General features: G+C 39.6%; 23 protein-coding genes. 12 read left to right on the forward strand and 11 right to left on the reverse strand.

Features of this window, described 5'->3' with window-relative positions; all coding sequences use genetic code 11:
• On the forward strand, nucleotides 1-237 hold the full coding sequence (locus tag OA84_RS08590; RefSeq protein WP_039344817.1) for a BTB/POZ domain-containing protein: 237 nt from the start codon (nucleotides 1-3) through the stop codon (nucleotides 235-237).
• Here OA84_RS08590 and folP read toward each other — a convergent pair.
• On the reverse strand, nucleotides 234-1,091 hold the full coding sequence (gene folP / locus OA84_RS08595) for a dihydropteroate synthase (RefSeq protein ID WP_052252155.1): 858 nt from the start codon (nucleotides 1,089-1,091) through the stop codon (nucleotides 234-236). The two genes, OA84_RS08590 and folP, sit on opposite strands and share 4 nt — an antisense overlap.
• 81 nt (nucleotides 1,092-1,172) lie before the next feature.
• Between folP and OA84_RS08600 the strand changes: the two genes are divergently transcribed.
• Genes OA84_RS08600 through tpiA form a run of 4 tightly spaced genes read left to right on the forward strand, consistent with a single transcriptional unit; the run spans nucleotide 1,173 to nucleotide 3,973 of the window.
• Nucleotides 1,173-1,739, forward strand: coding sequence for a DUF1599 domain-containing protein (locus tag OA84_RS08600; RefSeq protein WP_039344819.1), 567 nt, complete (start codon nucleotides 1,173-1,175; stop codon nucleotides 1,737-1,739).
• 2 nt (nucleotides 1,740-1,741) lie between these two features.
• Nucleotides 1,742-2,836 (forward strand): BT_3928 family protein, encoded by a 1,095-nt coding sequence (locus tag OA84_RS08605; RefSeq protein ID WP_039344822.1) that lies wholly within the window; start codon nucleotides 1,742-1,744, stop codon nucleotides 2,834-2,836.
• A 7-nt stretch (nucleotides 2,837-2,843) separates the two neighbouring features.
• Complete coding sequence (locus OA84_RS08610) at nucleotides 2,844-3,200, forward strand: tellurite resistance TerB family protein (RefSeq protein WP_039344825.1); 357 nt, start codon at nucleotides 2,844-2,846, stop codon at nucleotides 3,198-3,200.
• 11 nt (nucleotides 3,201-3,211) lie between these two features.
• Entirely contained in the window at nucleotides 3,212-3,973 is a 762-nt protein-coding gene (gene tpiA, locus OA84_RS08615) for a triose-phosphate isomerase (protein ID WP_039344828.1), read from the forward strand.
• A gap of 67 nt (nucleotides 3,974-4,040) precedes the next feature.
• Here the strand turns inward: tpiA and clpP are convergent, their stop codons facing one another.
• Both clpP and dnaG read right to left on the reverse strand, forming a co-directional pair.
• Entirely contained in the window at nucleotides 4,041-4,727 is a 687-nt protein-coding gene (gene clpP, locus OA84_RS08620) for an ATP-dependent Clp endopeptidase proteolytic subunit ClpP (RefSeq protein WP_039344830.1), read from the reverse strand.
• A gap of 24 nt (nucleotides 4,728-4,751) precedes the next feature.
• Entirely contained in the window at nucleotides 4,752-6,725 is a 1,974-nt protein-coding gene (gene dnaG, locus OA84_RS08625) for a DNA primase (protein WP_052252156.1), read from the reverse strand.
• Between the two features lie 567 nt (nucleotides 6,726-7,292).
• Between dnaG and OA84_RS08630 the strand changes: the two genes are divergently transcribed.
• The 5 genes from OA84_RS08630 to OA84_RS08650 all read left to right on the forward strand — a co-directional run bounded on the left by OA84_RS08630 (nucleotide 7,293) and on the right by OA84_RS08650 (nucleotide 11,214).
• Nucleotides 7,293-8,297, forward strand: coding sequence for an isoaspartyl peptidase/L-asparaginase family protein (locus tag OA84_RS08630; protein ID WP_039345946.1), 1,005 nt, complete (start codon nucleotides 7,293-7,295; stop codon nucleotides 8,295-8,297).
• Nucleotides 8,298-8,705 (forward strand): tRNA (adenosine(37)-N6)-threonylcarbamoyltransferase complex ATPase subunit type 1 TsaE, encoded by a 408-nt coding sequence (gene tsaE / locus OA84_RS08635; protein ID WP_039344832.1) that lies wholly within the window; start codon nucleotides 8,298-8,300, stop codon nucleotides 8,703-8,705.
• 82 nt (nucleotides 8,706-8,787) lie between these two features.
• A complete protein-coding gene (locus OA84_RS08640) occupies nucleotides 8,788-9,981 on the forward strand; it encodes an alanine dehydrogenase (RefSeq protein WP_039344835.1) in 1,194 nt (397 codons plus the stop codon).
• Nucleotides 9,982-10,353, forward strand: a complete 372-nt coding sequence (locus tag OA84_RS08645) for a hypothetical protein (RefSeq protein WP_039344838.1) — start codon at nucleotides 9,982-9,984, stop codon at nucleotides 10,351-10,353.
• An 18-nt stretch (nucleotides 10,354-10,371) separates the two neighbouring features.
• Nucleotides 10,372-11,214, forward strand: coding sequence for a prephenate dehydrogenase (locus OA84_RS08650; protein ID WP_039344842.1), 843 nt, complete (start codon nucleotides 10,372-10,374; stop codon nucleotides 11,212-11,214).
• A gap of 332 nt (nucleotides 11,215-11,546) precedes the next feature.
• Here the strand turns inward: OA84_RS08650 and OA84_RS08655 are convergent, their stop codons facing one another.
• The 6 genes from OA84_RS08655 to OA84_RS08680 all read right to left on the reverse strand — a co-directional run bounded on the left by OA84_RS08655 (nucleotide 11,547) and on the right by OA84_RS08680 (nucleotide 16,766).
• Nucleotides 11,547-12,965, reverse strand: coding sequence for an L-serine ammonia-lyase (locus OA84_RS08655; RefSeq protein ID WP_039344844.1), 1,419 nt, complete (start codon nucleotides 12,963-12,965; stop codon nucleotides 11,547-11,549).
• Nucleotides 12,966-13,115: 150 nt separating this feature from the next.
• On the reverse strand, nucleotides 13,116-13,781 hold the full coding sequence (locus tag OA84_RS08660) for an alpha/beta hydrolase (protein ID WP_039344847.1): 666 nt from the start codon (nucleotides 13,779-13,781) through the stop codon (nucleotides 13,116-13,118).
• Between the two features lie 64 nt (nucleotides 13,782-13,845).
• Entirely contained in the window at nucleotides 13,846-14,412 is a 567-nt protein-coding gene (locus OA84_RS08665) for a YceI family protein (RefSeq protein ID WP_039344850.1), read from the reverse strand.
• A gap of 131 nt (nucleotides 14,413-14,543) precedes the next feature.
• On the reverse strand, nucleotides 14,544-15,593 hold the full coding sequence (locus OA84_RS08670) for a glucokinase (protein WP_039344853.1): 1,050 nt from the start codon (nucleotides 15,591-15,593) through the stop codon (nucleotides 14,544-14,546).
• Nucleotides 15,594-15,692: 99 nt separating this feature from the next.
• Complete coding sequence (locus tag OA84_RS08675; RefSeq protein ID WP_039344856.1) at nucleotides 15,693-16,256, reverse strand: hypothetical protein; 564 nt, start codon at nucleotides 16,254-16,256, stop codon at nucleotides 15,693-15,695.
• A 222-nt stretch (nucleotides 16,257-16,478) separates the two neighbouring features.
• Nucleotides 16,479-16,766 carry a rhodanese-like domain-containing protein gene (locus OA84_RS08680; RefSeq protein ID WP_185093404.1) on the reverse strand — a complete coding sequence of 96 codons (288 nt, stop codon included), beginning with the start codon at nucleotides 16,764-16,766 and terminating at the stop codon, nucleotides 16,479-16,481.
• Nucleotides 16,767-16,835: 69 nt separating this feature from the next.
• Here OA84_RS08680 and queG point away from each other — a divergent pair, with 69 nt between their 5' ends.
• Together queG and OA84_RS08690 are read left to right on the forward strand one after the other, a co-directional pair.
• The gene (gene queG / locus OA84_RS08685) at nucleotides 16,836-17,807 is read left to right on the forward strand and encodes a tRNA epoxyqueuosine(34) reductase QueG (RefSeq protein ID WP_156965056.1); all 972 of its coding nucleotides are present in this window, start codon (nucleotides 16,836-16,838) and stop codon (nucleotides 17,805-17,807) included.
• Between the two features lie 76 nt (nucleotides 17,808-17,883).
• Nucleotides 17,884-18,561, forward strand: a complete 678-nt coding sequence (locus tag OA84_RS08690) for a TIGR02117 family protein (RefSeq protein ID WP_039344861.1) — start codon at nucleotides 17,884-17,886, stop codon at nucleotides 18,559-18,561.
• Nucleotides 18,562-18,650: 89 nt separating this feature from the next.
• Here OA84_RS08690 and OA84_RS08695 read toward each other — a convergent pair whose 3' ends face one another.
• Together OA84_RS08695 and OA84_RS08700 are read right to left on the reverse strand one after the other, a co-directional pair.
• Complete coding sequence (locus OA84_RS08695; RefSeq protein WP_039344864.1) at nucleotides 18,651-19,154, reverse strand: YceI family protein; 504 nt, start codon at nucleotides 19,152-19,154, stop codon at nucleotides 18,651-18,653.
• Nucleotides 19,155-19,211: 57 nt separating this feature from the next.
• Nucleotides 19,212-20,537 (reverse strand): hypothetical protein, encoded by a 1,326-nt coding sequence (locus OA84_RS08700; protein ID WP_039344868.1) that lies wholly within the window; start codon nucleotides 20,535-20,537, stop codon nucleotides 19,212-19,214.

The following is a 20,537-nucleotide window of genomic DNA, read 5'->3' on the forward strand; positions in this document are numbered from 1 at the left end:
ATGAAAAATATACAGATTAAAGCAAGTTCTTTTTTTGAACTTTTAAAAGCGAAAGACACGTCGATGTGGGAAATTTTCACACAAATGATCGATGGTAATGAAAAAGAAATTATTTTTCTTGATGACGAAGACAAAATTCTTTTCACCTACATATTGCCCGAAAATTTAGAAAAACTTGAAAGTGACCGGAAGCAATTTGCCGCAGAATACGCCGAAAAACTCTCGGGTTTAAACTAATTTTCGAGGAAAATATCCAGCGTTTTTTTGGTTTCAGCAACATCGTGCACGCGTAAGATTTTAGCGCCGTTTTTCAGTGCTTTAAGGTGCAATTTTTGCGTTTCTTCTAAGATATCCAAAGCTCCTTTTCCTAAAGGCTTGTAAATAAAAGATTTCCGTGAAATACCGACCAACAGCGGAAAAGTGCCGAATGAAAGGTATTGCAGTTCATCAAGAAGTTGATGTTGTTGCGCCACAGTTTTCCCAAAACCAAAACCCGGATCCAGAATAATATCTATCACTCCAAGTTTTCGAAGCTGTTCTACCTTTTCGGAAAAATAATAGTTTAAGGCCAGAACAATATCGTCCGGAACGACTTTCACGTGCATCTCTTCATAACCTGGATTTACATGCATTAAGATGTATGGAAGTTGCGTTTCAGCCGCGGTTTCGAACATTTTGTCATCGTACATTCCACCGGAGATATCATTAATGATATCAATTCCTTCATCAAAACCAAATTTTACCGTTTCGGAATAGAAAGTATCCAGCGAAATTAAAGTGTCGGGAAACTGTTTTTTAATTTGAGAAATTATGCCTTTTAAGCGGGAAATTTCTTCTTTTGCAGTCAGCAGTTCGGCTTTGGGACGCGTGGATTGCGGACCGATATCAATTATGTCGGCGCCGTCTGAAATCATTTTTTCTGCCCTTAAAAGGGCATTTTTTTCTGAATTAAATTTTCCGCCATCGGAAAAGGAATCTGGCGTTAAATTTAAAATTCCCATAATTTTCGGTTCCGACAAATCGATGAGGCGACCACGACAATTTATGGTGCGGAAAACGGGGAAAATCGGTGGTGAAACTGCACTTTTCATCCGACAAAAATACAATTTCGGCGCATTCCGGCGCCAAAACTCTCAGCCGAAATTCTTATCTTTGAAAAGTTTAGAATTTTTATGCAAAAAACAGCTCAACAGTTTGACCAGGTAATTGCCGAATGCCGCGAACTTTTCAGTCATAAGCTAACAGATTATGGCGCATCTTTCCGGGTTTTGCGCACGGCGTCTTTAACCGACCAGCTTTTTATCAAGGTTAAAAGTCTCAGAAATTTTCAGACCATCGGTGTTTCTAAAGTTGGTGAATCCGAAGAAGAAAATTTTATCGCGATCGTGAACTACTCTATTATCGGTCTCATTCAGCTGGAAAAAGGTGTTGCCGACGATTTTAAACAGGACAAAGCTGAAATACTGAGCTTGTACGACCGCTTTGCACAGGAAGCAAAAGATTTGATGCTGAAAAAAAATCATGATTACGGCGAAGCCTGGCGCGAAATGAGAATTTCATCCATCACCGATCTCATTTACCAAAAAGTCCTCAGAACCAAGCAGATTGAAGATAATGCCGGCGAAACGTTGGTTTCCGAAGGAATTGATGCGAATTACTTCGACATGCTGAATTACGCTGTTTTCTGCCTTATTAAATTTTCCGAGGAAAAAACGACTTTTAAACCAGATTTTATTTGATTATGTTTAAAAATATTCTGCGTATTGTAATTGCGCTTATTTTTTTAGTTTCCGGTTTTGTAAAAGCAGTTGATGTTGTTGGTTTTTCCTTTAAACTTGAAGAATATTTTTCGCCCGCGGTTTTCAATATGCCGTTTTTCGAAAAGCAGGCGCTTATTATAGCAATAATTGTGGTTGTTCTGGAGCTTGTTCTTGGCTTTTTTCTTTTACTGAAAAGCTATTTGAAATTCACACTTACCGCACTTTTGGCGCTGTGCGTTTTTTTCGCTTTTTTAACCTTTTATTCAGCCTATTTTAATGTTGTTACCGATTGCGGCTGCTTTGGTGATGCTTTGAAACTTACGCCATGGCAGAGTTTCTGGAAAGACATTATTTTGCTGATTGGTTTGGCGGTGCTTTATTTTCTTTACCGAAATGAATTTGAGGAACCTGAAGAAAAAACACAATTTAAAAAATATCTTTCGGCATTCGCTTTCATGACGATGGTTTTTGTGATCAACTGGGGAATTACGCATGAGCCGGTGATTGATTTCCGCGATTATAAAATTGGGACGGACATGAAGCTGGAAAGAAAAAAAACCGATAAAAACCCGTCAATTTTTAAAACTTTTTATGTTTTGAAAAATGAAAAAACAGGTGAAACTTTGGAGGTAAATCAGGACGAATATGTGAACGACAAAAAATATTGGGAAACCGGCTCGCCGTGGAAAATAGATGAAGCGAAAACCACTTCGAAAATGACCAAACAAGGTTACGAATCTGAAATTGGTAAATTTAAACCTGAAACCGCGGACGGAAAAGATTTAACCGATGAAATTTTAAATGCGCCAAAAGCCATTTTGATTTTCGCGTATAAACCAAAGGAAGCAAACATCAATGTTTTAGCACAAGCTGAAGCCATTATAAATCAGGAAAAAAGTGCTTTTGTGCACGGAATTTCTACCGAACCGGACACTTTTAAAACACTTCCAAATGCTACGATGGACGGCACCGCGATTAAAACAATCGCGAGAAGTAATCCGTTTGTGCTTACGCTGGAAAACGGAAAAATAGTAGACAAACGTTCTGCTGAAGACTATATTAAACAAAAAAAATAAAACAAAAATGTATTCAAAAAAATCTAATAAATCTATTGCCGGATATCATTTGCTGATGATTCTCTCGGCAATTGACGGCGAATTTGCGCCTGAAGAAGGCATCTATATCCAAAAATATCTTGCGGATGAATTTCCATTTAAAATGGATTTAGATGATGAATTAGACACCATTGCAACGCTGAAACAGCAAGACTGGAAAAAACATTTTGAGTTTCATGCGCAATGTTTTCTGGACGATTCCACAGAGGAAGAAAGAATTTCTTTCGTGAAATTTGCCAAAACTTTAATTAAAGCAGATGAGCAGGTTTCCGAGCCGGAACACGATTATTATAAAATGATGAAAAATATCTGGAAACTGGATTAAAACGCTTTGAAATGAGAAAAAATATTGTTGCAGGAAACTGGAAAATGAACAAAAATGTAATTGAAGCTCAACAATTGATGTTGCAGCTGGTAAATTATACCAAAGAAAATGCTTCCAATTGCGAAATCTGGATTGCACCACCGGCGCTGTATCTTTTGATGGCGAAAGATTTATTTGCTTTAAATGAAGTCGGAATTTTTTCGCAGGATATGAGCGAATACGAAAGCGGCGCTTATACAGGTGAAATTTCTGCTGAAATGCTGGAATCCATTGGCGCGACCGGTTCAATTATCGGCCACTCTGAGAGACGTCAGTTTCACGGCGAAACCGATTCGCACTGCAATGCTAAAATTAAACTGGCTTTAGAAAAAGGTTTAACACCAATTTACTGCAACGGTGAAACCTTAGAGCAAAGAAAGTCCGGTAAACACCTGGAAGTGGTGAAAAACCAGACTGAAGTTGCTTTATTTACTTTAAGCGCTGACGAAATTAAAAAAGTGGTCATCGCTTATGAACCGGTTTGGGCAATCGGAACCGGTGAAACCGCTTCACCGGAACAGGCGCAGGAAATTCACGCGCATATCAGAAGCTTAATTGCTGAGAAATACGGAAAAGAAGTTGCCGATGAAATTTCTATTTTATACGGCGGTTCGGTTAAACCGGACAATGCAAAGGAAATTTTTTCACAACCAGACATCGACGGTGGATTGATCGGCGGTGCTGCATTAAAAATCGAAGATTTTTCTAAAATAATTGAGGCTTTTAACGCCTAATTCTTCAAATTTGCAAAAAAAAAATGCGCTTCATTTGAGGCGCATTTCTATTTTAATTTAAAGAAGATTATTTGTTTTCTACTTTTCTTTGGAGAACTTCATCCACCATTCCATAATCTTTTGCTTCGCTGGAAGTCATCCAATAATCTCTGTCCGACGCTTTTTCTACCCATTCGTAAGTTTGACCTGAATGTTCTGAAATAATATCGTAGAGTTCCTTTTTAAGTTTCAACATTTCACGCAGGTTAATTTCCATATCAGAAGCTACACCTTGGGCACCACCACTTGGCTGGTGAATCATCACACGCGAATGTTTCAGCGCAGAACGTTTGCCCTTTTCACCCGCAACCAAAAGAACAGCACCCATTGAAGCTGCAATTCCGGTGCAGATTGTAGCTACATCAGGCTTAATGATTTGCATAGTGTCATAAATTCCCAAACCTGCGTAAACGCTGCCGCCCGGCGAATTGATGTAAATCTGAATGTCCTTAGAAGCATCTGAACTTTCGAGGAAAAGAAGCTGAGCAGTTACAATATTTGCAACCTGGTCGTCAATTCCGGTTCCCAAAAAGATAATTCGGTCCATCATTAAACGCGAAAAAACATCCATTTGAGCGACGTTTAATCTACGTTCTTCCATAATATAAGGCGTAAGGTTATTAGGACCGTACATTCCCATATATTGATCAGTAGCCAAACCGCTGTTTCCTAAGTGTTTTACAGAAAAATCTCTGAAATCTTTTTTAATATCCATTTTATATTTTTTACGCAGATTGTTTTACAATTTTTGTTCCTTAAAAAAATTATGCCCTTTTGTCAGTTGCCGGTTCAGTTTTTTATTGATTTCATTTAGTAGTGATTTCAAAATCATAATTTTCTTCAAATTCTCCAAGTATTCATTTTCATCGCCTTCGGTGGAAGAACCCAGTTTTTTTACGATGTCATAAATTAGTTTTTCAATGAAATGACTTTTATGAATCAGGATGTCATCTTCAATTTCGGCTTCAAGTTTTTCGCCGGGTTTTGGCGGAAAAATATTGCTTTTCTCCCAATTGCTCAGTTCATCGGCTTCTAAAATCGCTGATGAAACTTTCTGCACCAGACTTTCATCCATTAAAGTTAAGAAAAAACCGCTCGTAATTATTTCGTTGTTTTGAAGGCCGTGCTTTAGTTCCGAAATAATTTTCGCATTAATTGGCGACTGAATTTCATAATCATCTTCTTCAAAATGGCTGATGATTTCCTCGATCACCGTGATTTTGAACGGCTTATTTTCAGCATCGCTTTTCTCCAGCACGCGATCACCGAAATTCAGCATATGCTTTACAAGTTTTTCTTCGAGTTCCAGAAGCGGATTTACCGAAATAATTTCCGGCGCCACCACTTCCATTTTGGCTTTCTGTTGTGGCTCGGATTTTTGCTGTGGCGAATTTTGCTGCTGGATCTGTTTCTGAACATTCAGCTCATTAAAAAGCGACTGTTCCGAAAGTCCGAATTTCGTGGCGACTTCCTTTAAATAAACTTCACGCTTCAGCGCATTTTTTACAAAAGCTACCGATTTTACAATATCACGGATGGCCTCCGCTTTTTTTATGGGATCATCACCAGCTTCTTTCAGTAAAATTTCGGCCTTAAAATCGATAAAATCTTTCGCTTCTTTGGCGATGAAATTTTCCACATATTCGCGCGGATGTTTTCGGGCAAAAGAATCTGGGTCGTCACCATCTGGAAAAAGCAGGATTCTGATGTTCATTTCCTCAGCGAGGAGCAAATCAATGCTTCGAAAGCTGGCTTTAATTCCTGCCGGATCGCCATCAAAAAGAATGGTTACATTTTCGGTTAATCGTTTAATCAGTTTAATTTGATCCACCGTTAAAGCGGTGCCAGAACTCGCCACCACATTTTCAATTCCTGCCTGGTGCAGCGCTACCACGTCCATATAACCTTCCACCAAAAGACAGAGATTATTTTTCGAAATCGCCTGTTTGCCTTGGTTTAAACCGTAAAGAACGCTGGATTTATGGTAAATTTCCGTTTCCGGAGAATTTAAATATTTTGCAGTTTTAACGTTGTTTTTTAAGATTCTTGCGCCAAAACCTAAAACACGCCCCGAGAAACTATGAATCGGAAAAACCACGCGTTCACGAAAACGGTCAATACCATTTGGTGCATTTTCGGGGAAAATTGAAAGTCCGGATTTTTCCAATATTTCTTTGCCGTAACCTTTATTTAAAGCAAATTCGGTAAAAGCATTTCGCTGCTCCGGCGAATATCCGAGGTGAAATTTTTTAATAATATCATCGCGAAGTTCACGCTCTTTGAAGTAGGAATAGCCAATTGTCCTGCCTTCTTCGGTTTCAAAAAGCAGATTTTGATAAAATTCACTTGCGATTTCATGAATTTTATAAAGCAATTCTTTATCGGTTTGCGCCTGCTTTTGCTCATCGGAAAGTTCCGTCTTGTCCTCTTCAATTTCAATTCCGTATTTTTTCGCGGCGTGACGCAACGCTTCTGGATAGGTGAAATTTTCAATATCCATCAAAAACGAAATTGCTGTTCCGCCTTTTCCGGAGGAAAAATCTTTCCAGATCTGTTTGCTTGGCGAAACCACAAAACTCGGAGTTTTTTCGTCATGAAAAGGGCTGAGACCCTTGAAATTTGAACCGGTACGCTTCAGCTGCACATATTCGCCAATGATTTCTTCCACGCGGACGGCTGAAAATATTTTGTCGATAGTTTGCTTCGAAATCATTTTGTAAAAATATGAAATAAGTTTTTGTTTTTGCGGAAAATTTGGGCGTATCCCTCGCCCACGCTTAAGTTTGAACTGTGCATATTTCCCGCCGCCCGGGTCGGGCTCTTCATTACAAGTCCTCATTTACCGCGCTGCGCCTGCGGCGTAGCGCGGCGCATTCCGGGCTTTCCATTGCGATCCCTTACGCGGAACTACAAATTAAAAAATTACCGGCTAAAAGGGCAGATTTTTAATTTTTTACAATTTTGCCAAAAAAACTTCCTTAAAACGCTAAAAAATTGCCCGCCAAAACACCCAATTTTTCCAGAACATTCACCAGCGAAATCCGCGCGAGAAATGTCAAATTAGATTTCACAAATCTGTGCAATCTGTGCGAAGGAAAAGCCACGAATGCACGAAAACAAAAAAAAATCGCCGCTATATAAGCAATATTTCACGTTTTATATTTACTTAAATCTGAAAAATTCCCTGCTAAAACGCTACAAAATCTCTTTTTGGCGCGCTCCGCCTGCGGCGGAGCGCGCTACCAAAAAATTCTATAAATTTGACTCACAATTTCCTGTTATGAAAAAAATCTTTTTATCCACATTTGTAGCGACATCCCTGCTGCTTTCAGCACAGAAAAAATACGTAATGGTCATTCATGGCGGCGCCGGCACCATTCTGAAATCCAATATGACGCCGGAAAAAGAAAAAGCATACGCAGCGAAGCTTACCGAAGCTTTAAAAGCCGGTTATGCTGAAATTCAGAACGGAAAAACATCGGTGGACGCCGTGGCTGTGGCAATTGTGGTGATGGAAGATTCACCGCTATTTAACGCGGGGAAAGGCGCGGTTTTCACCGCCGACGGTACAAACGAGCTCGATGCTGCGGTTATGTACGGAAAGGACAAATCGGCGGGCGCAATTGCGGGCGTTCATACCATTAAAAACCCGATCAGAACGGCAATTGCAGTGATGCAGAAATCAGAGCACGTGATGCTTTCTGGTGCCGGCGCAGAGCAGTTTGCAAAAGAGCAAAATTTGGAAATTGTAGATCCGAAATATTTCTGGACAAAAGACCGTTGGGACGGTTTGCAGAAACTTAAAGAAAAAGAAAAAACCGCTAAAAAGCAGCCAATTTCTCAAAATACTTTGCCGGAAGCTTACGAGATCGATCAAAAGTTCGGTACAGTTGGCGCTGTTGCTTTAGACAAAATGGGAAATCTTGCGGCCGGAACTTCTACCGGTGGAATGACCAATAAAAAATACGGCCGGATTGGCGATGCGCCAATTATCGGTGCAGGAACTTTCGCGAATTCTCAGGTCGGCATTTCTGCCACCGGCTGGGGCGAATTTTTTATCCGTTCCACGTCTGCGCGCACCATAGCGGCGAAAATGGAATATCAAAATAAAGACATTAAAACTGCAGCTCGGGAAACCATTGATGAAATTGAAAAAATGGGAGGCGACGGCGGTTTAATTGCGTTGGACAAAGACGGAAACATTGCAATGCCGTTCAACACTTCCGGCATGTATCGAGGAGCGATAACCCAGGATGGTGAAATTTTGGTTGAAATTTACAAGTAAATGGAATTTAAAATAGATAAAATTGAAGACTGGCAAAAGGTAATTGATGAAATTTTGCCCAAAATCAAGCACAATATTCTTTTGCTTAAAGGAAATCTAGGCGCGGGTAAAACTACTTTTACGCAGTTTCTGGTAAAAAATCTCGGCAGTTCCGCAGAAGTTTCTTCACCTACTTACGCGATCGTGAATGAATATGACACACCGAAAGGCAATATTTTCCATTTCGATTTATACCGTCTGAAAAATGCGCGCGAGGTGGACGACATAGGCATTGATGAATACCTGGACAACGCTTTTTTGTGTATTATTGAATGGCCGGAAGTTTACGAAGAGGAACTTTCTCAGAGTCCGCACCACGAAATGCACATTGAAACCCAAGGTAATTCACGCGTGGTGAACTTCCGCTAAAATTTCTTCATTAATACTTAAATCATTGTATCTTTGCGTCTTAATTTCTACGGAATAGCCGTGGTTATATAAATTTTACACTATGGGGAACACGCATGTTTTCACTCCTTTTACCGAACAGGAATTATTACCTAAGGAGGAAAAACTCGAAATTGTAAAAAAAGGAAAACAGTTCAGCATCGGAATTCCGAAAGAAACCTGCCTGAACGAAAGACGGACATGTATCACTCCGGACGCCGTACAGGTTTTGGTCGCAAACGGACACCAGATTATTGTGGAATCCGGCGCCGGCGACGGTTCTTTTTTCACCGACCTGCAATACTCCAATTCAGGTGCGAAAATTACACAGGATCCGCGCGAAACTTTTGAGCAGGATTTGGTTTTAAAAATCAATCCGCCAACGGTAGAAGAAATAGAACTGCTGAAACCAAACATTTATCTGGTTTCTGCTTTGCAAATTAACCTACGTGATAAAGAATATTTCAAAAAACTCGCGGAGAAAAAAGTAAACGCCATCGCGTTTGAATTCATCGCCGACGAATACAAGCAACTTTCACTCGTAAGATTAATCGGTGAAATTGCCGGAAATATTTCAGTGCTTTATGCCGCCGAATTATTGGCACTTTCAAACGGTTTAATGTTAGGCGGAATCACAGGAGTCCGTCCGACAGAAGTGGTGGTGATGGGCGCCGGAATCGTAGGCGAATTCGCGACAAAAGCGGCTTTAGGCCTGGGCGCGAGCGTAAAAGTCTTCGATAATTCGCTTTCAAAACTTCGCCGGTTGCACATGATGGTGGACGGCCGCGTTCCCACTTCAATTATTGATCCCAAAGAACTGGCAAAAAGCTTAAAAAGAGCGGATGTTGTAATCGGGGCGCTTTCGAAATTAAGCTACGTCCCAATTATCACCGAAGAAATGGTCATTGGCATGAAAAAAGGCAGCGTCATCATCGATGTAACGATCGATAACGGTAAAATGATAGAGACTTCGGAGCTTACCGATATGGAAAATCCGTATATCATTAAGCACGGCGTAATCCATTGCGGTTTACCAAATCTAACCTCGAAAATGCCGCGTACGACTACCAAAGCGATTTCCAATTTCTTCCTGTCCTATCTCCTCAACTACGACGAAGAAGGCGGTTTTGATAATATGCTTGTCCATAAAAACGAAATGAAACAGTCGCTGTATATGTACAAAGGCCGACACACCAAAAAAATGATCTGCGACCGTTTCGACCTGACTTACCACGACATCAATCTTTTAATTTTCTAAATGAGAAAACTCAAATTCTTTTTATTAGGTCTTATTCCGGGCCTGGTTATAGTATTTTTTATTCTGAACAAAAAAGGCGCAAGTTGCAGCGGATATTTGCCTAATTCTCGCGTGATCGCGGAAACACTTTCAAAAGAATTCACCTATTCACCCGACTTTCAGGCTGAAATGAAAATTCTGAAAATTGATGAAAAATTTTTAAAAGACAGCATTCTCACCAAAGGAAATATTGATTTTGAACGTAGTGAAGCTCAAAAAAAGCCATGTCCGGCCTACACTTTAAATTATCCGAAAAATAACCCGCGTTTTGAGATCATTTTTGAAAAATGCGCGGAACAGTCTCATTTTCAAAGTCTGCAAAAAATCCGCTAAAATCTCAACCAATTTATAATGAAAGTAACAATTATCGGTGTTGGATTAATTGGCGGTTCAATGGCTTTAAAACTCAAGGAAAAAGGTCTTGCAGATTACGTGTACGGCGTTGATTTCAGCGAAAATCATTTGCAGCAGGCAAAAACGCTCGGAATTATTGATGAAATTTCTACGCTGGAAAATGCTGTAGAAAGTTCTGACTTGGTTATCCTCGCCATACCCGTGGATGCGACGCGAAAATTGTTGCCGAACGTTTTGGACTTGGTGACTGAAAAACAAACCGTAATGGACGTAGGTTCCACAAAATCCGGGATTGTAAATGCGGTAAAAAATCACCCGAACAGAAAACGCTTCGTTGCGTTTCACCCAATGTGGGGAACGGAAAATTCCGGCCCGGAAGCAGCCAAAAAAGACAGTTTTTCAGAACGCGCCGGCGTAATTTGCGACAAGGAAAATTCCGCGGAAGAGGCACTAAAACTTGTGGAAAAAGTAGCAGAAAATCTCGAAATGAATTTGCTCTATATGGACGCAGAAAGCCACGACATTCACACCGCGTACATTTCCCACATTTCGCATATTACGTCATACGCGCTGGCAAACACGGTTCTGGAAAAAGAGCGCGAAGAAGACACCATTTTTCAGTTGGCGAGTTCCGGATTTTCAAGTACGGTTCGTTTGGCGAAATCGCATCCGGAAATGTGGGTGCCGATTTTCAAACAGAATAAAGAAAATGTTTTGGACGTTTTGAATGAACACATTACACAGCTCCGCAAATTCAAATCGGCGCTGGAAAAAGATAATTACGAATACCTGGAAGAGCTGATTCGAAACGCGAATAAAATTCGTGGAATTTTACGCTAATTTTCTATTTTCAAATTTATTTTCTAACGCTTAAAAGCACATTTTTTTTGATTTTATTAAATTGAAAAAATTGCCACGAATAGCACGAATTTTTTTTGAATAAAATTTTTACCGCTTAAAAGCAGCTTTTTTTTCGTTTTGCGATTAAATAAAATTTGCCACAAATAGCGGCAAATTTTTTATTTTGAAATTTTTTGAGCTCGTGCTAAAACCGACTTGTAGACCGGATGGAAACGGCATCCTTTTTATTTTTGCAAAAAAATAAAAAGATACAGTGGACAGCCGGAACCCGTCTTCTAAGAAGCGAAAATCGTGTTGCTCCTCAGAAAAATCTAACATTCTGCTACGTTAACCGCTATTGCCAGGCCGCCTTCCGACGTTTCCTTGAAACGATCACTCATGCTTTGCGCGGTTTCCCACATCGATTGGATGACTTCGTCCAAGGTGACGCGCGCTTTTGCAGGATCGGATTCCAGCGCGATATTTGCGGCTGTAATTGCTTTTATAGCACCCATGGAATTGCGTTCAATGCACGGAATCTGCACCAAACCGGCGATCGGATCGCAGGTGAGACCGAGATGATGTTCCATGGCGATTTCTGCAGCCATCAAAACCTGTCCCGGCGTGCCGCCCATAATTTCTGTCAAACCCGCAGCAGCCATCGCCGAAGAAACGCCGATTTCTGCCTGACAGCCGCCCATTGCTGCAGAAATGGTCGCATTTTTTTTAAAAAGTGTGCCGATTTCACCTGCCACTAAAAGGAAACGCACGACATTGTCGTCGCTTTTAAACTCCGTGAACACCTGGGAATACATGAGAACCGCTGGTATCACGCCGCTGGCGCCGTTTGTAGGTGCGGTAATAATGCGGCCAAAGCTGGCATTTTCCTCATTTACGGCAAGCGCAAAACATGAAACCCATTTGTTAATATTGGTAAAACTTACGTCGGCATCAACTAATAATTGATACCACTCCGGAAGGTTTTTATAGATTTTGTCGCCGAGTAATTTCCGGTTGATATTTGCGGCGCGGCGCGTCACTTTCAGGCCGCCCGGAAGCACGCCTTCTTTGTTCACGCCTTTGTAAACGCACTGTTTGATTTGTTCCCAGATGTACAGCGCTTCCTTTTCGGTTTCTTCACGGGTGCGCCAGGATTCTTCATTCAAAAAGACCAAATCTGAAATTTTGTCGAGTGAAAGTTTTGCCATATTTCGCTCGATATCTTTGCCGTTATGGCACGGATAAAGCGTGCGGACACATTGCAAATCGTAGGAATTGTTTTCTTTAGTGGCAATAAAGCCGCCGCCGACCGAGTAATAATCCTGCACGATTTCGTCACCATTTTCAAAAACAGCTTTGAAAATCATTCCGTTTGGATGAAAATCGAGGGATTTTTTTTTATTTAAAATGAGGTGATGACCGTAAATAAAAGGAATTTCTTTTTCGCCGGCGAGTTTCAAGATATTTGAAGTCTTGATTGCGGCAACTTTTTCCTCGATTTTGGTGGTATCAATTAGTTTAAAATCTTCACCGGAAAGTCCGAGCATTCCGGCGATATCAGTTCCGTGGCCAATACCGGTTTTCGCTAATGAGCCGAAAAATTCCACAAAAACTTCGGAAACATTTTCGAGCTGATGCGTGGTTTTTATTTTTTTTATAAAACTTTCGGCGGCGTTCCAAGGTCCCATGGTGTGCGAGCTTGACGGGCCTATGCCCACTTTTATAATTTCAAATACACTGATTGATTCCATTATTTTTAAAGCGAAGACTAACTTCGAAATTTTAAGACAAAGATAAGCCTTATTTTATGCATTCTAAAAGTTTAGCGTGGCTGAAATATTTTTGAAAATAATTTCAGCGTTAGGTAAAAAGCAAAAATTTGCCTTTAAAGCAGGTAATTTTTACGATTCAGCTTTTTCAGTTTGAGGCTGGAAAATTTCGGCGAGAATTTTTGAGACTTGTCGCGGTTTCGTCGCCGGAAAAAGGTGCGTACCGTTTTCGATGACATAATCAGGCTTGGAATATTTTAAGGGAAAAACGATGTCTTTGCTGCCTAAAACTTGAATAACTTTCGGGTTTTCCTCGAACTTCCAGTCGGACACTTTTTGAATTCCCCATTTCAAATAATAAGGATCGGTAACCTGAAGATAATCCATGATTTTTGGATTTTTCGGATCCACGAGCTGGCGCGCGAAAGAATACACCGTGGCAGATTTTACATTGAACAATTTTTGGGGCAAAAAACGCGGAATTTTTGAGATTTCACCAAATTTAATGAAGCGCGATTTTTCTTTGTCGGATTTAATGCTGCCGAGAATTACGACTTTTTCAGCAGGTTTTATTTTATCGATTTCCTGAACAATCAGGCCGCCAAAAGAATAACCTAAAAGCGCGAACGGTTCGCTGCCGTCAACTTTTTCTGCCATTCTTTCGACATAATGGTGAAAATCTTCATTTAAAGTTGGAATGAGCCATTCGATAAAAGCAACTTCCACATTGGGTGGAAATTTTATTTTCTCCAGGACTTTGAAAGCAGCGCCGAGCCCGCTTACGACATAAAGTTTCATGGTATAAAATTAAAAAAAAGAGCAGACAAAGCTGCTCTTTTTTCGTTTTAATATGCGCGAAAAATTATTTCGCTGTTACGTTGATCAGCATATCGATTTCGTCTTTTACGATTACATCTTTCGCTGCAGATTGGTAAGCAATATCAAATTTCTGACGGTCAAAGCTGAATTTATCAGAAGTGATGTTTAAAACTCCTTTGTTCAAAGAAATTTTAGCTGGGAAAGCAACTGGATTTGTTTTTCCTTTAGCAGTTAAATTTCCGTAAACCATGAAAGGAAAGGCTTTGTCAGCATTTTTTTTCACAGAAGTAATTTTGTAAGTCGCAGTTGGGAATTTTTCTGTTTCGAAAAAATCGCCTGATTTCAGGTGATTGTTTAATTTGGTTTGGTATTCACCGGTTAAATCTGTGGCATTAAGGCTGTTCATATCCAACACGAAAGTTCCGCCTACGATTTGGTTATTTTTCAGCGTTACATCACCTGATTTGACATTGATTAAACCGTTGTGTGAAGAAGCTTCGGTTTTTGCAATTTTATAACCCCACCACTGAACGTTGGAATCTGTTACTTTTTTGGATTGTCCGAAAGCTAAACCGCTTGCTAAAAAAGCTGCTAAAACTAATTTTTTCATATATTTTTATTAAAATTTTCAAGTGCAAATATAATCAGAAGTTTAAAGAACCCATCTTGATGTAAGATAAGTTTGCATCTTTAAAAAAAACTTCGCGATCGCGAAGTTTTAATAATTAGAAAATAAATTCTTTAGTTCTTATTAAAAGCTGCGTACAAAGCTGCACCATTAATAATTGTTTTTTCATCTTTCACAAGATAAATGGGGATATCGGAAAGGATATTTTCCATTTTATCGCTGATGATAAAGTTTTTATAGAATTTTTTATTGGTTAAAAATTGCTCCAGCATCACCGGAATTTGTCCCGTAAGATACAGTCCGCCAGTAGCTTTCATTTTTAAAACTAAACTGTTGGCTTCGCGGGCTAAATAAGTTAAAAATGTTTCAATCGTCATTTTACAAACTCGGTCTTTATCTTCTATAGCACCTTGAATAATGGCTTCGGTGAAATTGTCGGCTTCAATTTCTTTGGTAAGCCAATCGGGTTGTTTTTGCTGTTTCACATCGCGTAAAAAGCGGTAAACATTGAATAAACCTGCGGTAGAAAGCACAGATTCCCAGCTGACGATGCCGTAAATCTTCTGCAGAAACGAATAAAATTCGACCTCATCATTGGTTCTTGGTGAAAATTCGCAGTGACCACCTTCTGTAGCAAAAGGTCTTAAATGTTGTCCGTCCCAAAATAATGCTGCTTCACCTAAACCTTCGCCCGGTGCTAAAAGCGCGACATTTCCGGGTGTAAAAGTTCCGCAATCGTGCACTTTAACGAAATCACTTTCGTCAACATTCTGTAAACCGTAAGCGGATGCTTCCAAATCATTAATCAAAAAAACGTGGCCTACTTTCGTTTCGCGTTTTATTTCTTCTTCTTCTAAAATCCACTGCAGTCGTTGCGGTTCACTTTTTCCGGCGATTACAGGTCCTGGAACAGCAACTGAGATTAGATCGATGTTTTCCAACGCAAAATCGCTGATAAACTGGTTGGCAATTTCCGAAAAAGAGCTGAAATCCTTCGTCGCGTAAGATTTTTCCGCAAGAAGATTTACTTTTTGGTTTTTTGCTTTATAGTGGCCAACGACCGTTACTTTTTCCCGAAGGTCTGCAGCAATTAGCGAAACATCGTTATTGCTGTCTGACTGCAGGCCGGGTAAGAAAAGATTAAATTTGTTTTTAGCATCCATTTTTTAGTGTTTAATCCAAAGATAATAATAGTTTTTTAAAAAAAGCGAAATAAAAAAACCTCCTCTTTAAAAGAGAAGGTCAGTTTTTGTGCTGAAAAATTAATTTCCTAATGGAATATTGTAGCCAAGACCTACGCCGATAGCACCGGCATTGTATTTTTGGCTTCCGATTTCGCCTTTGTCACCGGTGAAAGTTTTTTGGTACTGCAGCGCCACGTTCCAATCGCGGTTGTGGTAACCAATTTCCGGTTTAATGTAGAAACCACCGTCTGGTCTTGCAGTAGCATTGTTGCTTGCCACTTTGTCATCACCCACGATGAAACCGTAACCTAAGTCAGTTCCAAGGTAAAAGCCGGTTTGTTTTGGATAAACTCTGATCAAGGCTGCTACAGGAACTACACCGAAATCGTTGTTATCAATACTTCCGTTTTCTCTACCGAAGAAGTGACTATAACCAGTAGCGACACCCAAACCGAAACCTGGAGTTACCAAGTTCTGGTAAGAAAGGTCCAAACCTAAATTTCCACCTGCATTTTCAGCCGGAACTGCGATTCCTCCGTTCACCCCAATTTTAATCATATTGTTCATGTCAGCACTCTGCGCACTTACTAATCCTGCGGTAACTATACCTAAAGCAAAGATTGATTTTTTAATTGATTTCATAATTTTAAATTTTAAGTTTTACACGGCAAACCTTGTCAAAATCGTGCCAAATAGCAGGCAATTTTCTTATGCAGGTCGCAGCATCAGGCTTAAAACATTATGATTCAGAAGAATAAAGTTAATAAAATTTAAACATTCATTTACTTTTTGGCAGCAATGCCAGATTAAATAATTTCAGGCTAAAATGGCATAAAAAAACCGGCTTTTAACCGGTAATTTTTATTAAATACTTTCAAGATTTTTGCTTAAATCGCTGTATCCACCGCCGTTGTAGACATCTTCCATACCTTTGGATTTGAAAAAGTCCACCGCTTTGCCACTTCTGTTTCCGCTTCGGCAGAAAAATATTTTCGGTCCGTCCAAGCTTTCAATTTCTTCCTGGTGACTTTCAATTTCACCTAACGGAATATTTACCGCTTCGTCAATCTGGCCATCCATTTCGAGTTCCATCGGTTCGCGAACATCGATTAAATGGTAGTTTCCGCTTCTTAAAATTTCTTCTACTGACATATTTTTCATTTTAAATGTTACAATTAATGATTAACAAATTTATAAAATAATGTTAGTTTTGCAAGTCTAATGCTGCCACAAAGTGCCGAAATATACGCAACGCTGATAAAATCCAAAGCTGAAAAATTTGGGTTTCAAAGCTGTGGAATTTCGCGGGCAGATTTTTTAGCGGATGATGCAAAGCCATTTGAAAATTATCTTAAAAATAATTACCACGGCGAAATGTCTTATATGGAAAATTATTTCGATAAAAGACTGGATCCGCGCTTGCTTGTAGAAGGCTCTAAATCCGTTATTTCGCTTTCTTACAATTATTTCCCCGAAGAAGATTTAACTAAATTCGGGCAGCTGAAAATTTCCAAATATGCGTACGGACAGGATTACCACGAAATCATTAAAAATATTCTGCGCGAAATGGTTGCCGAACTTCAGGAAGAAATCGGTGATTTCGAATGCCGGGTTTTTACCGATTCAGCGCCGATTTTAGAACGCAGTTGGGCAAGAAAATCCGGAATAGGCTGGGTGGGAAAGAACGCAAACTTAATAACCAAACAAACTGGTTCGTTTTATTTTTTAGCGGAAATCATCTGCGATCTGGAACTTGAAATTGATGCACCCACGACCGACCACTGCGGCAGCTGCCGAAAATGCATCGATGCGTGCCCGACCGAAGCCATTGTTTCTGAACGAATTATCGACGGCAGCAAATGTATTTCGTATGCGACCATCGAACTAAAAAACGAAATTCCCGAAAGTTTTCAGGGGAAAATGGAAGATTGGATGTTCGGTTGCGACATTTGCCAGGACGTTTGCCCTTGGAACCGCTTTTCAAAACCTCATCAGCAGGAATTATTTAAACCAAATCAGCTTTTACACAAGTTCGAAAAGTCAGATTGGCAGGAATTGTCGCAGGATCTGTTTTCGGAAATTTTTAAAAAATCTCCCGTTAAAAGGGCAAAATTTTCCGGTTTGAAAAGAAACATCGATTTCATTACCCAAGACAGCGACGTTGTTGACTTTAAAGCAAATCTTAAGCTTTAATAAAATTTCATTTTTTTGCCCTTAAATCAGCAAATTTTTTAAATTCTTTTTAGCGTTAAAACAACTACATTTGAGAATGAAGAAAATTATTCTTGTAGTTTTAAAAAGTATTTTGGCCTTAATCGCAATAATCGCGGTTTACATGCTTTTCGTATTTACGCTTCCCTATTTTGAAATCCCAGCGCAAAAAATTTCGGAACCTAAAACGGTGGAAACTTTTATATTAACCAATGGTGTACACACTGATATTGTAGTACCCGTAAAATCGAAGCAGATAAACTGGAGCGATGACATTCTTTTTAAAAATACAACTTCTAAAAGCACAGATTATAAATATCTATCCATTGGTTGGGGCGACAAGGGATTTTACCTCGACACGCCCACTTGGGCAGATTTGAAATTTTCTACTGCTTTTGAGGCCACTTTTTGGCTAAGCGAATCTGCGATGCATTGCACCTTTTACAAAGAAATGAAGGAATCGGAAGATTGTAAACGAATTATGCTGAGTGAAAAACAATACGCAGCACTCATCAATTTCATTCAGAAAAAATTTGATCGAGATAAAAATGGCAAACCAATTTTAATTAAAACTGATGCAGTTTACGGTAAAGACGACGCCTTTTATGACGCAAAAGGAAGTTACAGCTTTTTGAATACCTGCAACACCTGGACAAATAATGCGCTAAAAAGTGCAGGACAAAAAGCTGCACTTTGGACCGCGGCCGATTTCGGAATTTTTCAGCACTATAAATAGGTTTTTTTAAATTCTTCTGGTTCGGACTCTCAAAAAAAAAGCTTCCCCGAAAGGAAGCCCACATTAAACTGATACTATGAAAAAACTATTTAATCGTTCGTTTTTAAGCTGAAGACAAGATCTAATTCATCTTTTACGTAAACCATTCCGCCCATTTTTTTCGGTGGCACGATTTGGAAATCGGAGAATTTCAACCTTTTGTTTCCCATTAAACTGTTTTGAAAATAAGTGAATTCAATCGGATATTTTCGGGAAACGGTCATCATTTTCACTTCTACAACTGCCTGAAAGGTATTGGAAGATGTTTTTTTAAATTGTAAAAATTTAATTGTTAATTCCGGAAATTTTTCAGCTTTCAAAGTTTTTTGAAAATCGCCGGTCATCAATTTGTTTCCGCAATCGAAATTGGTGATTTTAAAAGCGATATTCGGCAGTTGTGCGCCAGTAAACGAATAAACGTTTGCAGACCCTTTGAACTGGTTTTCAACACATTTGAAAGTATTGATATTAGTCCATCCGTTGATTTCCAGTACGTTTTTCTGTGCAGAAAAAAGTGCGGAGATTAAGAGAAGGATAAAAATTTGCGTTTTCATGACCGGAAATTTAGAAAAAAGGGCTGCAAAACAACCCTTTTTTCTGAAAAATTAAAATTAGAAACCAATGGTCGCTTCGAACATTACGCCGTTGAATTTACCACCTTGTAATGCGCTTGTTGCTCCCCACACTTTGTCGTTGTTGTATTCTTGGTTAACATACTCCACTTTTGCAAGTATATTTTTGGTCATAAACCAACCACCACCAAGGTTGTATCTGTCAATTTTTCTTTCAGCAGCAGCCTCGTTATCTTTTCCACTAATTGTGTTATATCGGCCACCGAAATAAAACTGCTCTCTTCCACCAAATCTGTATAGCAATTCTGCTGCAAGTTGGGTGTAATTTCCTCTGCTTGGCGCTGTAGCACCTTTAATACCTGTTACATGTTCATAAATTCCGAAGAATTCTAAACCTTGATATTTGATGAACGGGTTGATTTGGATCGCTTTATTTTTCTTGAAACCAGGATTGAATCTACCTGTTGCATAGCTGTCTTGACCAACTAAATCATTCTCGGTTAGGAGCGTGTAATAGTATCTAGAACCTGCTCTGTCCGAACCGTATAAATATCCACCCGTAGACATACCGTTCGTTTGCAATACAGATCCTGTTAATCTAACTCTTAAATCAGGACTGATCTGTTTGTCATACCCGACTTTCGCATAGATTGAAGGCGCATTGTCGTTTGTACCTTTTACTGCTGTCTGGTTCAGTTTACCATTAGAAAGCCCTGCCATAGCGATGAAGTTGTTGTAGAATACATACGCTTCACCAAAAGCTTCAGTGGTAAAACTATCCATAATATAGTTTCCTACAAACGGATTGTTAATGGTTTCAGCATTATCACTTCTTCTGAAATGCGCGTCACCGTAGTTAATCTCGTCCATACCAACTTTTACGCGGGCATGTTGCATAATTCCTGAGGCAAAACCTTCCTGGATGAAATCTAAGTTATCAACCTGAATGTAACCACCTTTCACCCAAGCTTCGTTGTGGTGACGTGCAGAAAGATAAGTTCTCAAGTGCATTTTCACCCCTTTTGCAAGGTAGGCGTTAACATCTAAGTTAGCAGTTGGCAAGTTGAAATCGGAACCCATTACTCTTAAACTATTTGGGGTTGTGGTTCCGGTTTTCAAACCTAATGACGCTGCTTCAGTAGAATGGTCTAAAGCCTGAAACTGTAATGCAAAATCGCCACCTACAGAAACCTGTACTCCATTATAAGCCGGAGCTTCTACTTTTGGATCTTCGAAAACATTTCTAGTTGATTTTTCCGGTGCAAGATAATCCCGCATTGAAGTGGTTGTATCCTGTGCGCTTACAAAGCTGATTCCGGAAACTAATACTGCGAGCATTGAAGCTCTGATGACCATGGTTTTCAT

The organism is Kaistella solincola, assembly GCF_000812875.1.
Classification (GTDB): Bacteria; Bacteroidota; Bacteroidia; order Flavobacteriales; family Weeksellaceae; genus Kaistella; species Kaistella solincola.

Excerpts from the sequence above, each read along its gene's own strand:
- OA84_RS08590 (WP_039344817.1), top strand. The coding sequence starts at position 1 with ATGAAAAATATACAGATTAAAGCAAGTTCTTTTTTTGAACTTTTAAAA.
- folP (WP_052252155.1), bottom strand. The coding sequence starts at position 1,091 with ATGAAAAGTGCAGTTTCACCACCGATTTTCCCCGTTTTCCGCACCATA.
- OA84_RS08600 (WP_039344819.1), top strand. The coding sequence starts at position 1,173 with ATGCAAAAAACAGCTCAACAGTTTGACCAGGTAATTGCCGAATGCCGC.
- OA84_RS08605 (WP_039344822.1), top strand. The coding sequence starts at position 1,742 with ATGTTTAAAAATATTCTGCGTATTGTAATTGCGCTTATTTTTTTAGTT.
- OA84_RS08610 (WP_039344825.1), top strand. The coding sequence starts at position 2,844 with ATGTATTCAAAAAAATCTAATAAATCTATTGCCGGATATCATTTGCTG.
- tpiA (WP_039344828.1), top strand. The coding sequence starts at position 3,212 with ATGAGAAAAAATATTGTTGCAGGAAACTGGAAAATGAACAAAAATGTA.
- clpP (WP_039344830.1), bottom strand. The coding sequence starts at position 4,727 with ATGGATATTAAAAAAGATTTCAGAGATTTTTCTGTAAAACACTTAGGA.
- dnaG (WP_052252156.1), bottom strand. The coding sequence starts at position 6,725 with ATGATTTCGAAGCAAACTATCGACAAAATATTTTCAGCCGTCCGCGTG.
- OA84_RS08630 (WP_039345946.1), top strand. The coding sequence starts at position 7,293 with ATGAAAAAAATCTTTTTATCCACATTTGTAGCGACATCCCTGCTGCTT.
- tsaE (WP_039344832.1), top strand. The coding sequence starts at position 8,298 with ATGGAATTTAAAATAGATAAAATTGAAGACTGGCAAAAGGTAATTGAT.
- OA84_RS08640 (WP_039344835.1), top strand. The coding sequence starts at position 8,788 with ATGGGGAACACGCATGTTTTCACTCCTTTTACCGAACAGGAATTATTA.
- OA84_RS08645 (WP_039344838.1), top strand. The coding sequence starts at position 9,982 with ATGAGAAAACTCAAATTCTTTTTATTAGGTCTTATTCCGGGCCTGGTT.
- OA84_RS08650 (WP_039344842.1), top strand. The coding sequence starts at position 10,372 with ATGAAAGTAACAATTATCGGTGTTGGATTAATTGGCGGTTCAATGGCT.
- OA84_RS08655 (WP_039344844.1), bottom strand. The coding sequence starts at position 12,965 with ATGGAATCAATCAGTGTATTTGAAATTATAAAAGTGGGCATAGGCCCG.
- OA84_RS08660 (WP_039344847.1), bottom strand. The coding sequence starts at position 13,781 with ATGAAACTTTATGTCGTAAGCGGGCTCGGCGCTGCTTTCAAAGTCCTG.
- OA84_RS08665 (WP_039344850.1), bottom strand. The coding sequence starts at position 14,412 with ATGAAAAAATTAGTTTTAGCAGCTTTTTTAGCAAGCGGTTTAGCTTTC.
- OA84_RS08670 (WP_039344853.1), bottom strand. The coding sequence starts at position 15,593 with ATGGATGCTAAAAACAAATTTAATCTTTTCTTACCCGGCCTGCAGTCA.
- OA84_RS08675 (WP_039344856.1), bottom strand. The coding sequence starts at position 16,256 with ATGAAATCAATTAAAAAATCAATCTTTGCTTTAGGTATAGTTACCGCA.
- OA84_RS08680 (WP_185093404.1), bottom strand. The coding sequence starts at position 16,766 with ATGTCAGTAGAAGAAATTTTAAGAAGCGGAAACTACCATTTAATCGAT.
- queG (WP_156965056.1), top strand. The coding sequence starts at position 16,836 with ATGCTGCCACAAAGTGCCGAAATATACGCAACGCTGATAAAATCCAAA.
- OA84_RS08690 (WP_039344861.1), top strand. The coding sequence starts at position 17,884 with ATGAAGAAAATTATTCTTGTAGTTTTAAAAAGTATTTTGGCCTTAATC.
- OA84_RS08695 (WP_039344864.1), bottom strand. The coding sequence starts at position 19,154 with ATGAAAACGCAAATTTTTATCCTTCTCTTAATCTCCGCACTTTTTTCT.
- OA84_RS08700 (WP_039344868.1), bottom strand. The coding sequence starts at position 20,537 with ATGAAAACCATGGTCATCAGAGCTTCAATGCTCGCAGTATTAGTTTCC.